The organism is Vicinamibacterales bacterium (assembly GCA_036504215.1).
GTDB lineage: Bacteria > Acidobacteriota > Vicinamibacteria > Vicinamibacterales > Fen-181 > FEN-299.
Map to the genome: position 1 here is coordinate 95,675 of DASXVO010000086.1, position 14,586 is coordinate 110,260.

13 protein-coding genes are annotated in these 14,586 nt (G+C 67.8%); 1 reads left to right on the plus strand and 12 read right to left on the minus strand.

What is annotated here, in order from left to right:
• Positions 1-13: 13 nt before the first annotated feature.
• Positions 14-907, plus strand: coding sequence for a hypothetical protein (locus tag VGK32_23115; protein HEY3384662.1), 894 nt, complete (start codon positions 14-16; stop codon positions 905-907).
• A 5-nt stretch (positions 908-912) separates the two neighbouring features.
• On the opposite strand, the gene VGK32_23120 is transcribed toward VGK32_23115, so the two are convergent.
• From VGK32_23120 to VGK32_23175, 12 genes are all read right to left on the minus strand, one after another.
• Positions 913-1,167 (minus strand): hypothetical protein, encoded by a 255-nt coding sequence (locus VGK32_23120; protein ID HEY3384663.1) that lies wholly within the window; start codon positions 1,165-1,167, stop codon positions 913-915.
• A 570-nt stretch (positions 1,168-1,737) separates the two neighbouring features.
• Positions 1,738-3,258, minus strand: coding sequence for a hypothetical protein (locus VGK32_23125; GenBank protein HEY3384664.1), 1,521 nt, complete (start codon positions 3,256-3,258; stop codon positions 1,738-1,740).
• 158 nt (positions 3,259-3,416) lie between these two features.
• Positions 3,417-5,330 (minus strand): alkaline phosphatase family protein, encoded by a 1,914-nt coding sequence (locus VGK32_23130; GenBank protein ID HEY3384665.1) that lies wholly within the window; start codon positions 5,328-5,330, stop codon positions 3,417-3,419.
• Positions 5,331-5,339: 9 nt separating this feature from the next.
• A complete protein-coding gene (locus VGK32_23135) occupies positions 5,340-6,206 on the minus strand; it encodes a polyprenyl synthetase family protein (GenBank protein HEY3384666.1) in 867 nt (288 codons plus the stop codon).
• Between the two features lie 82 nt (positions 6,207-6,288).
• Positions 6,289-7,689 (minus strand): siroheme synthase CysG, encoded by a 1,401-nt coding sequence (gene cysG, locus VGK32_23140; GenBank protein ID HEY3384667.1) that lies wholly within the window; start codon positions 7,687-7,689, stop codon positions 6,289-6,291.
• A gap of 30 nt (positions 7,690-7,719) precedes the next feature.
• Positions 7,720-9,174 (minus strand): cobyrinate a,c-diamide synthase, encoded by a 1,455-nt coding sequence (locus tag VGK32_23145; GenBank protein HEY3384668.1) that lies wholly within the window; start codon positions 9,172-9,174, stop codon positions 7,720-7,722.
• Positions 9,171-10,364 (minus strand): NrfD/PsrC family molybdoenzyme membrane anchor subunit, encoded by a 1,194-nt coding sequence (nrfD, locus tag VGK32_23150; GenBank protein ID HEY3384669.1) that lies wholly within the window; start codon positions 10,362-10,364, stop codon positions 9,171-9,173. Before nrfD ends, VGK32_23145 begins: the two co-directional genes overlap by 4 nt.
• A 66-nt stretch (positions 10,365-10,430) precedes the next feature.
• Positions 10,431-11,168, minus strand: a complete 738-nt coding sequence (locus tag VGK32_23155; protein HEY3384670.1) for a 4Fe-4S dicluster domain-containing protein — start codon at positions 11,166-11,168, stop codon at positions 10,431-10,433.
• Positions 11,165-11,545, minus strand: a complete 381-nt coding sequence (dsrJ, locus tag VGK32_23160) for a sulfate reduction electron transfer complex DsrMKJOP subunit DsrJ (GenBank protein ID HEY3384671.1) — start codon at positions 11,543-11,545, stop codon at positions 11,165-11,167. The genes VGK32_23155 and dsrJ overlap by 4 nt, the downstream gene beginning before the upstream one ends.
• Positions 11,538-13,157: a (Fe-S)-binding protein gene (locus VGK32_23165; GenBank protein ID HEY3384672.1), complete on the minus strand. Its 1,620-nt coding sequence runs from the start codon at positions 13,155-13,157 to the stop codon at positions 11,538-11,540. The genes dsrJ and VGK32_23165 overlap by 8 nt, the downstream gene beginning before the upstream one ends.
• Complete coding sequence (gene dsrM / locus VGK32_23170; protein HEY3384673.1) at positions 13,148-14,092, minus strand: sulfate reduction electron transfer complex DsrMKJOP subunit DsrM; 945 nt, start codon at positions 14,090-14,092, stop codon at positions 13,148-13,150. The genes VGK32_23165 and dsrM overlap by 10 nt, the downstream gene beginning before the upstream one ends.
• The gene (locus VGK32_23175) at positions 14,089-14,514 is read right to left on the minus strand and encodes a hypothetical protein (protein HEY3384674.1); all 426 of its coding nucleotides are present in this window, start codon (positions 14,512-14,514) and stop codon (positions 14,089-14,091) included. Before VGK32_23175 ends, dsrM begins: the two co-directional genes overlap by 4 nt.
• Positions 14,515-14,586 lie beyond the last annotated feature (72 nt).

Sequence of the window (14,586 nt, forward strand, 5' to 3'; positions counted from 1 at the left end):
GGAGCAAGGCCTCGTGAACCCTTGGCTGCCGACGCTGCTGCTCGCGTTGCTGCTGAACGGGGCCGCCCCGGCCACGCCTGGAACCTCGCGTCCTTCACCGGCCGTCGTCGGGTCGTCCGACGGCCCCGCCGGCATTTCTGCCGGCTACGAGGTTCGCGTCGACCGCTTCGACTACCGGTTTGAAAACCCCTCGAATTTCGACACGTCGTACTTGGTCCCGCACTTCTTCGAACAGACGTATCGGGCCGATCATCAGTGGCTCGTCGTGCGCGCCCGCTACCGGGTCGCCAACCGCATGTGGGTCACGGAGGTCGGATTCGCCCCGGAACAGGAAGGCCACGGCAGCGATGCCGATACCTTCTCCAACCCCGACGGCAATGTCATCGTCGACGCCACCGAGACGCCGGTGGCCCTGCTGTCCTGGCGTGTCCGTCACCGCGTGGCGCTTGCACGCGTCGGCGGGTTCGACACATCGGTCGGCTACAGTTATCGACGCGATCGCTCGGTCTTCCCGGACAGCACCACCACCATCACCCAGACGAAGCCGCCATCGTTCGTGTCGTTCTGGGACACGGGCCGAGAGCGCACGATCTCAGAGGTCCACCAGATCCGGCTCGCCGCCCACCGACAAGTGCCGCTGTCGGCACGATGGACGCTCCGTGTCGGGCTCGATGTGTCGCCCATCGACCTCGCCCGCCTGACAACGTTGCTGCCCGACAAGTACCCGGACCGCCCGATCATTTTCACCGCCAAGGGCACGATGATCGAGCCGCGGGTTGACCTGAACGGCCGTCTGGGCCGCTGGTCGATCAACGTCGCCGCTGACTACACCCATCATTGGAGCTACAAGCAGGACAGCCAGTTCGGCTGGAATGGCGCGGGTCTGTCTGTGAGCGTTGGCCGTTGAGCGCGCTAGGCGCGGGCGGTCCACCAGCGGTACATCAGTCCGCCGACGTACTGGCCGGTGACGAACGCGCCGATGAGAATCGGGAATGTGGCGAGGCGCCAGCCAAGCCCGGACGCGAAGCGCAAGGCGACGACGATCGGCACCGGTACGTGCACGGCCAGCACCCAGCCCAGCGAGAACCGACGGACTGTCGCCCGCCAGAACCCGAACGGGAGGTTCACCACGAGAACCAGCGCCGCCACGACCAGCAGCCTGACCATGGACCATTGTGGCACAAGGCTGCCCGGGACGTCGCACATTCGACACACGACTCGTTGCACGGTTTCTGCACGAGACTCGTCGCGGGCACCCCCGTCTGGCGTTGGTGTTGCTGTCCTGCCACCCGTCGGCCTCGACTGAGGAACGAACTGTCCATGGTCGAGTACGTGTCACTTGCTGCCAGGAGCATCCATGCGCATCCTGCGGGTCGTGGGCAGCCGGCTGTTGCCGTGCGGGTGTTTTGTTGGTGCGTACGAGACGTACGACGGGCGGACTGTGGAAGTCGTTGACCAGGCGGGAATTGCCTGCAGTGTCCCGTCGCATGTCCGGGGAGCCACGCTCCCGCCGGACCCTGGACGGATTCCGGCGCATGCGGTGCGGCCGCCCACGAGGGCTGTGCCCCCGCAAGGTGACAGCGCAGCCCCTGGCGCCGACGGCTCCAGGGGCCGATCTGTATCATAGGCGCACCGCGGTCTCCGCGTGCTCTGTATCGACCCGCGATCGCACAAACAAAACGGGCGCGAAGGGAATCCCCCTCGCGCCCGTTGTCGTACCCGCAGTCCGGAGACGCGCTACCGGAAGATGTAGCGGAAGCCGCCCCAGAACTGGTAGTTGTTCGAGATGTCGTCCATCTTGTTGAGGAACAGGCGGCCGGTCACCACGAAGTGCAACTCGTTCTGGTTGGCTCCGGAGGCCTTCCACAGGCGGCGGCCACCCTGGAGCAGCCACACCGGGGCGACGGTATCGCTGTGGGTGAAATCCCACACGCCGATGCCCGTGCCGAAGAAGCCATTGCGATCGAACCAGCGGTTGATCTCGACCTCGGCAAACGCGCTCGAATTGCCGCTCTTGTTGAAGTTGATCGCCACGCCAGCCGACGGCGCGACGCGCCAGTCCTCGGCAACCAGAAGGTCCACGCCAGCCTTCACGCCGAACAGCGGCGCGCAGTAGCCGTACTCGAAGCCAGCCTTGGCGCCGGCCGGCAGCGGATCGGCCACGCGGACGCGGCGCTCCTTGCCGAACGCGCCTTCGAAGAAGAAGTCCATCTTGTCTTCGGCGATCACGGTGAAGGTCGCCTGGCAGGAGGACTTGTCAGCCTTCGGATTCGCCGCGGTGGAATTCGCCTTGACCGTGTAGGTGCCGGGAAGCGGTTTCCGGATGAGCACGCTGGCCTGGAACGGCGCGGCGAGCGTCAGTTCGGTAGCCGGCTTGCCCTGGTACTCGACGCTGACCGGAGCGCCCGTCGGACCGAGAACCTGCACCACCATCGAGGTCGCAGGCGACCCACCGGACTGCGACTGCGAGCCGTCGATTGTCACCGACCAGCCGCCCTTGGCCTTGATGGCGGTGGCGGTCAGGCCGCACGACGCGGGCGCGGGCGGCGGTGGCGGAGGCGGCGGAACGACCTTGCGGGCTGCCTCTTCTTCGACCCTCTTGCGTGCTTCTTCAGCGAGGCGCGCTTCCTCGGCCTTGCGCGCGGCTTCGGCGGCGATCGCCTTCGGGCTCCGTTCGCTGGATGCCAACGCGAGGTTGCCGCAAGGCTTCGGGAGTGCGAAGTGATACAGGGTCTCGCCGTCGTCGATGTCGAACGTCCAGGCGGGGAACGGCTTCTTCCCGCCCCACCGGATGTTGCGCAAGACCGCAGCCTTGCCTGCGTTCCGCAGGCCCATCCAGACCATCGTCTTGCCGACCTCGAAGGGTTCGTCCTTCAGCGTGGCCGAATCCGCCGCGGTAAGGGTCCCGAGGATCTGATCCTTGAGCGAGGTCAAGCCCGCCTCGGTAATGACCGCGTCGACGTTCTTCTTGACCCGGGGCCTGGCCATGTCGCGCTTGAGCTGCTTCAGGTCCTTGATCGACCCAATCAAGCTGCGTGGGCCGCCCAACCGAGTGGCCGTCCGGAACCCGTCATCCGGGACAACGGGCTTCGCGACCGCGCGTTTCGCGGGCTTGACCGCTTTGGGAGCAGCCACCTGTTCTTTGGCGGCCTTTGGTGCCGGCGTCTGACCGGCGGCATCGGCGATGCCGATGTTCACGAGGACCGCGAGCGCGGCAATCCCCGCCAGCCGTGCTGCGGCACACACAGTCTTGGACATGGTAATCGCTCCAGAGATGGATTGGATGACACTGACGACCGCGGATTTCGGCTCCGAACAGAGCTTCAGTACGGCGGCTCCGCATATGATAGCCCAACTGGTCCGGGGCGGAGGCGAATAATGCACATAAAGACTCGCCTGCGTATCGGAATCGTTTCCTACCGCACGTAGCCCAGGCTCCGAAGCCGATCAAGCATTTCCTGGTCCAGGGGGGTTGCCGTCGACGGGCGTGGGCCGAGGGTGCGGTGGCCGTAGGTGTCGACGATGCGTAGCGGGATGCGGGCGGTAAAGGCCGAGTCGAGCAGGTCGAGCCGGGGGTGGCCGCTCAGTTCGCGGCTCGTCGGCAGTCCGAGGATGTACAACAGCGTGGGCCCGACGTCTGCCCCGGTGCCAACCACACGCGCGCCGGTCTGGACGCCGGATCCGCTCAGCGCCAGAACCCCGGACTCCCGCGACGCGGCGCGACCCGGATCGGCCACGAGCGCCACCAGAGAGCTCGACGGCAGACCGTCCACCAGCGGCGCCAGCAACTGATCGAGAAACTGGTAGTACCGCTCGAGCGCGTCCACCCGGGACGCCATCGCGGAGGCCGGCAAACCGGCCCCGCCGCCGCCCAGCAACTCGTGCTGGGCGATATCCAGCCCCGGCAAATACAGCGCACAGAGGTCGGCAGTCGACGTGAAGACACGCGACGCAAGCGCGACCTGCACGGCGTCCTGCTCCGCCGCTCGCCGCAGCACCGCCGCCTCGGCACCACCGCCGGCCGGGAACCCATGGAGTACACTGCGCCGGACCGAGTCGCGCATCTCCGGCCACGCCTCGCGAAGTGGCCGATAGAGGCCGGCCGGCCCCAGTTCTCCGTCCAGATCCCCGCCCCGATCGAGCCGCAGCGTCGCCCTATCGCTCAGTACGATCCCGGGAGCCGCAGGGACCGGCCAGGTGGCCCACCAGTTCACGACCACGGTGCGCAGGCGGTTCTCGGCGGCCACCTCCCAGAACGTCTTCGAGCGGCGCTGCAACCCCGTCGTCAACGCGGGCCGCGTCAGACGCACCAGGTCGGTGGCCATCCCAATCGACGCGGCGAGCCCGGACTCGCCCGCCGGCACGGTCCCTTCGATTCCCGCCACGCGCCGTGTCTCGATCCCGCTCACGCCGTGCACGTCGGCCGGCTGTCCCGTCGCCAGCGATGTCCAGGTGCGTGCCGGATCCGGCGCTTCCGACGCGGGCATCTGCATCCGGGCGCCCGCGAGCAGCCGGGCCAACCGCGGCGTGCGTCCCGTCGACTGGAGTCGCTCGAGGAAACGAAGATCGAGACCGTCGATGGCCACGACGGTCAGGTGGATTCCCGTTGGTATCACCGCAATCGCCGGGGCCGCCGTACCCGGCGTGCGCTCCTCGCCGCGAGTGGCCACGAACAGAAGCAGGGACGCCACCGCAAATGCCATCACGCCGAGCACCAGCGTCACCACCCAGGAACGTGGCTCGAGCCGGTGCGGCGGCAGCGGTGTCGCTGCACCCTGCGCCGCCAGCGCGAGCGTCGTCATCCTCACGGCGTGACCGAGCAGGAGACTGATCGCCGAGGCGGCCGCAAGTGCGGGGATCGTCCATGCGCCACTGCGCCATACGGTCCCGGCCGGGTTGACCGTCCGCCACCACAGCACCAGATAAACGAGGCATGCCGCAGCGACGCCCGCGCCGGCCATTCGCGCGAGCGATGACGCGCGGGTGTTGAGGCGGGAGTGGACACCGGCGCCCAGCAGGCTCGTCGCGACGAAGGCGATGCCGGCCACGCCGGCGCCGAACAGGACGCCGAGATAGACGGCGAGCACGACCGTGTCGCGTGCGCCGGTGGCCAGGCCTGGAAGGCGGACACCCAAGGCGATCGCCGCGGAGGGGCCGAGCAGTATTCCGGCGAGCAGACCGATGCGCACGCTCGATCGCCAGGCCGCGCTCAGCACGCCGCGACTGCCGCGAACGGGGCCCAGGACGAACCGGTCCATGCCGGCATCGAGGTACCCCAGTTCGCGAAGTCGCACGCGCAGTTCGTCAACCGACGGCTTGGTCTCCGACATGGAACGCTCCTAGACGTTGCGCTGCGCCACGAACTGCGCCAGGTCGCGCAATCGATCGGCGCGTGGCCCGAACTGGCCGAGCGCCGTCGTGGCCGTCTGACACAACTCGCGAGCCAGCTCGCGCGCTCCCTCGACACCACTGAACGAGACGAACGTCGTCTTGCGCGCGTCAGCCAGGCGCGGCTTCCCCGTTTCCGCCGGATCGCCCTCGACGTCGAGCAGGTCGTCGATGATCTGGAATGCGAGACCGAGGTTCTTGGCATACGCCGCGAGCGCCGCGATCTGGCTCTCGCGGGCGCCCGCCGTCAGCGCGCCGGCCGTGGCCGCCGCCACGAAGAGCGCGCCCGTCTTCAAGCGATGAATCAGTTCCAGCGCCTCGAACGACAGCACCGAATCGGTGGCGAGCAGGTCTTCGACTTCCCCGCCGATCAGCCCATCGGATCCGACCGACGCCGCCATGAGCGCTGTCAGCTGCCGCGCCAGCGGAGGCTCGTACGCCCGGGCGATCGTGGCGAACGCGATGTTGAAGAGGTTGAACGCCGCCATCAGCGCCATCGCCTCGCCGTGTGCCACGTGGTTCGACGGCCGGCCCCGACGAAGATCCGCGTTGTCGAGGGCAGGCAGGTCGTCGAGAATCAACGACGAGGCGTGCACCAACTCGATGGCCGCGGCCGCCGGCAGCGCACGATCCGCGGACCCGGCCACCTCGGCGGCCAGCAGCGTGAGCACGGCCCGCACGCGTTTGGACGGCGCAAACAGCGTGTACCGCATCGCCCGGTGCAGCACCTGCGGCCGATCGGTCTCGGGCGGCGTCACGCGATTGAGTTCACGCTCGATAGAGGCGATGTGCTCGGCGATGAAGGGCGGGAGCTTCATGGTTCAATCGGCAACCACCCCATCTTACATTGGAAGAAGGGCGGCGTATGTCGGAGGATGGGCGCGTCATCCCGCCGATTCGCTATCCGTCCATCGGCCGGTCTGGCGGCGTCGGGGCGACGAACCAATCCAGCTTCTCGCGCAGGCTGACGACCCCGCCGACAACGATGATCGCCGGCGGCGCGAGCCCGGCACGGCCGGCCTGGTCCGCAATGCTGGCCAACGGGGCGACGACCGTTCGCTGCGCCGCCGTCGTCCCGTTCTCGATGACTGCCACCGGGCACTGCGGATCGCGACCGTGGTCGAGCAGCTCCTTCGCGATGGCCGCCAGATTGTGCAGGCCCATGAAGATGACGAGTGAGGCCGACGATTTCGCGTGACGCGCCCAGTCCACGGGCACCGGGGCGGTGCCGCATGCATGCCCGGTCACGAAGACCAGTTCAGACGTGAAGTCCCGGTGTGTGAGCGGAATGCCGGCGTAGGCGGGCACCGCCACGCCCGCGCTCACGCCCGGCACGACCTCGTACGCGATGCCGGCCTGCCGAAGCGCCTCGGCCTCCTCGCCGCCGCGTCCGAAGATGAACGGATCGCCGCCCTTGAGCCGGACCACCGTTCGTCCCGCCTGCGCCTGTTCGATGAGGAGGCTGTTGATCTCGGACTGCGGTCGCGTGTGGTGCCTGTCTCGCTTGCCCACGTAGATCCGGCTGGCACCAGGCTTGGATAGATCGAGCAACGACGGATCCACCAACGCGTCGTAGACGATTGTGTCGGCAGCCTGGAGAAGACGACGGCCCTTGACCGTCAGCAGCTCGGGATCGCCGGGACCGGCGCCGACGAGAAAGACCTTTCCGTTCGACGACCTCGCGGGGGCCGGTTCACGCCTCGCGCGCGCGCCACCAAGTTCCGTGAGAATCGCGTCCATCTGCGCCCGCTCCTCGGACGGCGAGCGCCCTTCGGCCTTGCAGCGGTCGCGCAGTTCACCGAGCCGCGCCGCCGCGTCCGCGTAGGCCGGTCCGAACCGCGCCTCGATCTCTTCCCGGATGTAGCGCGCGAGTGCCGGGCTGCGTCCGTTGGTGGAGATGGCGATGGTCAGATCGCCGCGACGGACAACGGCCGGGCTGATGAAGTCGCAGAGTTCAGGGTCGTCCACCGCGTTGAACCAGATACCCAGCTCGCGCGCTTCGGCTTGCACGGCACGATTCACCTGGGGATCCGACGCGGTCGCGTAGGCAAGACGGGCGCCGTGCAGGTCTCCGTTCCGGTAGCCGCGGCGCTCGAGCGTCAACTGCCCTGCGGCGCTCCATCGGTCGACGCGGTCCGTCACCTCCGGGCTCACGACGGTTACGCGGGCGCCCGCGCCGATCAACGACTCGACCTTGCGTTCCGCGATCGTGCCGCCGCCGATGACCACGACCGGCTGGCCGCTCAGATCGATGAAGATCGGATGGACCCACGTGGTTCGCCGTTCAGCCCCGACAGTCATTTCACCATCCCGATTCCGCCCCGCACCGCCTCATCGACCGGCCGCCTTCGTCGCGGCGGCCACCAGCCCGTCCGCCCATGCTGGCGCGCCGAGTGCGTGCAGATGCGTGTAGCTCGCCCACACGTTGCCAACCACGATCCCGTCCCGGCCTCCACCGCAGCCCGTGCCGCGCTCGATCGCGCAGGCCGTAGGAAGGTCGCCTGGAACGCGGTCTCCGGCGCCGACGATGCGCGAGTAGTGGAACTCGTGCCCTCTCAGTTCCTGGCCGCCTCCGAAGAACGGGTTGTCGCGGTCCACGCGAAGCCTGACGTACCCGTGGCCCTGCGGGCGGGAACCGACTTCCACGTCGATCGGCAGCACGTCCGCCATGTCGTGACGGCGGCCCTGCCAGATGACGCTCCGGGCCAGGAGCATCAACCCGCCGCACTCCGCGTAGATTGGCAGCCCGGCTTTCGCGCCGGCCCGGATCGACGTTCTGAGCGACACGTTGGCGGAGAGGGCGTTCGCATGCGTCTCCGGGAAGCCGCCGCCGATGTACAGCGCATCGAGGTGACCAGGCAACGGCTCGCCCGACAGCGACGAGATGGGGACGAGCGTCGCGCCGCGCGCCGCCAGGGCCTCGAGATTTTCGGGATAGTAGAAGCTGAACGCGGAATCGCAGACGTACCCGATCGTCGGACCGGCACCGACGTCGCGGAACGCGTTCTTCCTGGACGAGTCGTTCGCGCGCCACATCGCCTGCGGAGGGCATTCCGCTGGTCCGGCTGCGCGGGCTGCCTCAATCAGCGCGCCCACGTTCACGTGTTGTCGGACCGCGTCGAGAGCGACGCGGCCGGCCTCCTCGATGGCTGGGTGCTCGGCTGGAGTGATGAGCCCCAAGTGCCGCCCCGGTAACCGCGCATCGTCCAGCCGGGGAATCGCACCCAGCACGGGAATGCCGCACTCGCGCTCGATCGCCTGCCGTACAACCGATTCGTGGCGCTCGCCCGCCACCTGGTTCAGGATGACGCCCGCCAGCGCGAGATCCGGGTCGAGCGCCTGGCAGCCGCGCACGCACGCGGCCGCGGTCCGCGTCATCTTCCGGACATTCAGGACGAGCACGACAGGCGCGGCGAGCGCTTTCGCCAGCACGGCGGTACTGTCCGTGCCAGCGACGTCGGCCCCGTCGAACAGGCCCCGGTTGCCTTCGATGAGGTTCAGCGCCTCGTCGCGCGCTGCAGAGGCGGACCGTCCGTCGAGCGCGTGGCGGAAGAACGACGCGACCGCGCCCGCCGTCCCCATCAGGAACGTGTCGAGATTGCGAACCACGTCGTCGGACGCCCATCGCAACCAGGCGGCGTCGATGTAATCCGGTCCCTTCTTGAAGGCGCGAACACGGCAACCGGCTGCCCGCGCAGCCAGTGCCACGCCAATCGACACGAAGGTCTTGCCGGCATCCCCAGAGAGGCCCGCAATCACGAGACGGGGAAAGGCTTCGCCGTTCATGATCTGCCCGGGCACTCCTCGCTCCTGGCCCCCGACTCCTGGCTCCTGACTCCCGAGGTAATCCTCAAGAACGCCGTCACCATCAATGCGCCGAGCGCCCAGATGCCGATGGTAATCGTCAGTTCAGGGAACGTTGGCGAGTAGTCGAACACGGCTCCAAGCGCCGAAGGCACGAGGCCGCCGACGATCAGGCCGAGCCCCTTGTCGATCCACAGACCGACAAACGTCGCCAGGCACGCGACAACCAGCGTCCCCTCCCTGGCCCGCGTTCGCGGCGCCAGCAGCAGCCCGAGCGCGAGCGCCAAGAGCCCGGCGGAGCTCCACATCCAGGGCACCAGGGCGGCGTGGCCCGCGAGGCCCGCATAGAGATACCGGAAGTGCGCCACGTGCTCCGGAACCTGGCTGTAGAAGACCGTGAACACCTCGACCAGGACGAGGAATACGTGAACGGTCACCGCGTACGCGACAAGCACGGCCAGTTTCTGGAGCGCCTCCCGGCCGACATCGACGAGCCTCAGTCGACGGGCCACGAGGCACAACAGGATCAGCAGCGCCGGACCGGCTGCGAACGCCGATGCGAGGAAACGCGGCGCGAGGATGGCGGTCAGCCAGAATGACCGTCCGGGCAGGCCGCTGTAGAGGAACGCGGTGACGGTATGGATGCTGATCGCCCAGGGGATCGACACGATGATCACGGGCCGGATCCACCGAGGTGGTGCGATGTCGTTCCTCTCGGCTTCGAGCGTCACGCGGGTGATCAGCACATTGAGCAGCAGATAGCCGGCCAGCGCCGCCATGTCCCAGAACATCATCGATCCGGGCGTGGGATGGAGCAGCACGTTGAGCACGCGCGAGGGCCGCCCCATGTCGACCACGATGAACAGGACGCACATCGTCACGGCCGCTATGGCGAGGAACTCGCCGAGAATCGTGACGCGGCCGAACACACGGAAGTCGTGAAGGTAGTAGGGCAGCACGACCATGACGGCAGACGCAGCCACGCCCACGAGGAACGTGAACTGGGCGATGTAGAGGCCCCAGACGATGTCGCGGCTCAGCCCGGTGATGCCCAGGCCGGCCTGCAGCTGCAGCCAGTAGCACCACGCGCCCACGCACACGACGGCCAGCAGCGCGCCGGTCCACGCCCAGTATCCTCGTCCGCCGCGCAGCGCTTTCTCGAGCATGAACATCGATAATCCTGGCTTGCGGCGTCCGGCCTGCGGTCATCGCCACGCCGCCTCGAGCCCAGGCCAGCCCTAGATGAGGTAGTACACCTGCGGCCTGGTCCCCAACTCCGGTTTGCGGCGCATCGTGTAGCGTGAACCTGTCAATTGTCGAATCGGCGACGCCGGATCACGGAGGTCGCCGAAAACGATCGCCCGTTCGGGGCAGGCCTCGACGCACAACGGCTGTTCGCCGCGCGCCAGCCTCTCGTCGCAGAACGTGCACTTCTCGACGACGCCCTTGGTCCGCGTGGGATACCCGGGGTCCAGCGTGGTGACGTGCGGGCGCGGGTCGACCCAGTTGAAGGAGCGTGAGCCATACGGACACGCCGCCATACAGTAGCGGCAGCCGATACACCGATGCTCGTCCATCATCACCACGCCGTCCTCACGTTTCCACGTCGCCCTGGTCGGGCAGACGCGAACGCAGGGAGGGTTCTCACAATGGTTGCAGAGCACGAGCACGGGGCGTCCACCTAGCGGCGCCATGCCCTCCCCACCATCCTCGCTGGCGAAGGCGTCCTCGGCCCGCTCCTTCCAGATCCACTTCACCTCGTGCTCGCGGTCCGGGATCGGCGGTACATTGTGCGCCCGATGACACGCGTCGATGCAGGCACGGCAACCGTCCTTTTGCAGACATTTGCCCGGATCGATGGCCATCGCCAATCGACGCCCGCCCGTACCAGCGGTTGCGCAGCCCATGATGGTGCCGGCCGCCGCCCCGAGGGTCGAGAGACTTGCCAGACGGAGGAAGCATCGGCGCGTGGTCATCGTGATTCCTTGCCGGCCACGTGGCACTCCCAGCACGCGGGTTTCACGCTGACGTACGCGTGGCAGCGGTCGCAGAAACCGGCCTTCTGGTGACAGCCCAGGCACGTGCCGGTCAGGCTCATCCGAAACTGCCGACCATCGTTCGTCGTCATCATCCGGACACCCGTACGCACGACCGAGTCGCGCCAGTCGGCCAGCAACCGCATGTGCGTGCGTCGCATGACGTCGGTCGGCGCCACGCACTTCGTCTCGCCCACGGGACGAACCAGAACGGGCCCGTCTGACACCGGATGGCTGGCCCGCGCGCTCCAGGCGGGCCAGGTGACCGCCGCCAGGAACCCCACGAGGCCGGCGAGAATCAGCGCCCGCTCACGCACGGTCCGCCCCTTCGACGTGCGCGAGCGGGTCCCCGCGCAGATCCGTCGTCCTGGTCCTCTCGCCCTTCATGACGAGGGCGTTGCCCACCAACTCGTGTACACCGGCCACCTCGACGCCCGGCACCCAATACTCCAGTAGCGGCGGCAGCGTCGCCTTGTCCACGGCGCAGATACAGGCCAGCAAGTTCGTGCCGAACCGGTCGCGCACGTATTTCACGGCACTGGCGCGCGGCAACCCACCGCGCATCCGCATCTCGAAATTCTCGTCGGTGCCGAGCCCCGCGCCGCTGCCGCAGCAGAAGGTCTGCTCGCGGATCGTGTTCTCAGGCATCTCGTGGAAGGCGTTGAGCACGTGGCGCAGGATGAACCGCGGTTCCTCGTACAATCCCATGGCCCGTGCCGGGTTGCACGAGTCGTGAAACGTCGCGTTCCAGTGGTCGTTGCGCGACGGATCGAGCGACAGCTTCCCGTGCTCGATCAGGTCTGCCGTGAACTCGCAGATGTGCAGCATCCTGGTCGATGCCGCGTGCTCGAACCGGGTCCCCGTGGCCGGCGAGACGGGCACCTCGAGGAAGTCCGCCGGCCCGTTCATCGTGTCCATGTATTGATGGACGACGCGCCACATGTGTCCGCACTCGCCACCGAGAATCCACTTCACGCCAAGACGCTTCGCCTCCGCGTACAGCTTGGCGTTGAGGCGCTTGACCATCTCGTGGGATGAGAAGAGGCCGAAGTTGCCGCCCTCGGAGGCGTACGCGCTGAAGGTGTAGTCGACGCCCGCCTCGTGCAGCACCATCAGGTAGCCGAGCAGCGTGAAGTAGTGCGGCGACCCGAAGTAGTCGGCCGACGGAACGACGAGCAGGACCTCCGCGCCTTTCCGGTTGATCGGCGCGTCGACCCGGATGCCCGTCAACTCCTCCAGTTCGTCCACGGCGAAGTCGAGGCTGTCCTTGAAGCCGTGCGGCTGGATGCCGAGATGGTTGCCCACACGGTCGCAGTTGGCCGCCGGCTCGATGACCCAGTTGATGTTGCAGCCGACGAGGTTCAGCAACTCGCGGCCGATCATCGTGATCTCGGCCGTATCGATGCCATAGGGGCAGAAGACCGAGCAGCGGCGGCATTCGGTGCACTGATAGAAGTAGTAGAACCACTCCTTCACGACGTCCTCGGTCAGGTCCCGCGCGCCAGCCAGCGGTCCGAGAAGACGCCCCGCGACGGTGAAGTAGCGTCGATAGACCGACCGGATCAACTCGGCCCTGAGGACGGGGGTGTTCTTGGGATCGCCCGAGCCGAGGTAGAAGTGGCACTTGTCCGCGCAGGCGCCACAACGAACGCAGATGTCCATGAACAGCCGGAAGGACCGGTAGCGATCGAGCCGCTCCTTCATGCCGTCGAGGATGATCTGCTGCCAGCCGGCCGGAAGCTTCCAGTCGGCGTCGGTCGGCTGCCATTGCCGGGGGTTCGGCAGGCCGAGGTATTCGAGGCTTCGAGCGTGCGCCGCGTGGTTGAACGTGCCCTTGCGGAACTCGACGAACGGATCGCGCCAGGCGCGGCGTGGAAGCGCCTGCTCAACGGCGGCGAGGTGTGCGGGATTCGGCTTGTCTAGGGACATGCGTCGGGATCCCTCTCGAGCGGCAGGCCCGCCGTTCGCATCTTCTCTCTGAACTCGTCCTCCCACTCCTGATAGGTGTGAACCTTGACAGGGGCGTTCCACGGGTTCACGTGGCGGCGACGCCGGCTGTCATTGGCCTGGTTGCGCGTGGGGCTGAGCCACACACCCGCCGCGTGCATCAGCTTGGTGAACGGGAACATTCCCACACACAACGACACCGACAGCAGGTGCAGGACGAACCAGGTGCCCGGCGCGGCCGGCGCGGTCGGCCGCAACGCGGCCAGGCTCAACGTGAATTGCTCGATTGCCGCCAGGTCCGGCCGCACGACGTAGCGCATCACGACACCCGTGCCCGCGCTCGCCAGGAGCAGCAGCAAGACGACGTAGTCGATTGGGAGCGACAGATAGCGCAGCAGCGGATTCCAGAGCCGGCGGACGAGCAGGTAGGTCAACGCACCGAGGACGACGACATCCGAGACATACCAGACCGGTGATCCGACCTCCAGAAACCCGTCGACCGACGCCAGCACTGTGGCCACGACGGGCGCCGGTTCCACGAACAGCCGCAGGTGCCTGAGGACGATCACCAGCAGCGCCCAATGAAACGCCATCGCCCCGAGCCAGAGCGCCTTCCGCTCGATGAACGCCAGTCGCCCGACCGGGCCGCCGGCAGGCTGCAGCCGCCGGACGCGCGTATCCCTGAACAACGAGCGGAAGAGCAGCACCTCGAGCAACATCCGGCCCGCGACGCCCAGCCAGCCCCGGGGGCTCTCCAGCCGGCCCGGCGCAATCCAGGTCAACGATGCCTGCTGACCGCTCGTCGTGGGAATCCGGAACGGCACGGGCGTCGCTGCCCAGCGCCACACACGCCACGCCACGCCGCCGAGAAACAGCGCGGCGGCGGCATACGGCAACACGATGAGCAGCACGGTCATTTCACCAGTCGTTCCATGAGGCGACGCGCGACGTAGGTGCGGCGCGAGGCCTCGTGTTCGCGAATCGCACGGATGCGGTCGCGGTGCGCCTCGAACAACCGCTCAGCGACGTCGCGCATGGTTGCGAGACGCGACCGCACCAGCGCCGCGTCGCCCGCGGCGGCACGCTCCCGGGCGGCGCACTCCACGGAGGCCAGGACGTCCACGGCCTCGGCGGAAGTCGATACCTGGACGGCGCGCAGGCGCGCGACCGGATCGAGCGCCCGCCAGACGATCGCCTCGTCCATGGGACCGAGCACCTGCTCGAGGAGGACCGGCAGGTGCTCGCGCAAGATGGCATCGACCGGGTTGTGAAACGGATCGTGAATCTCCGCCATCCGGTGCCCCGCACGCCGCCGGTCGCTCGACCGAGTCGCCGGCATTCGATCTCCCATTGGCAGGCCTGAAGGCACCCGCGGCATCTCCCGGCGGGTTGCCCGTGCCATCGACCCGAC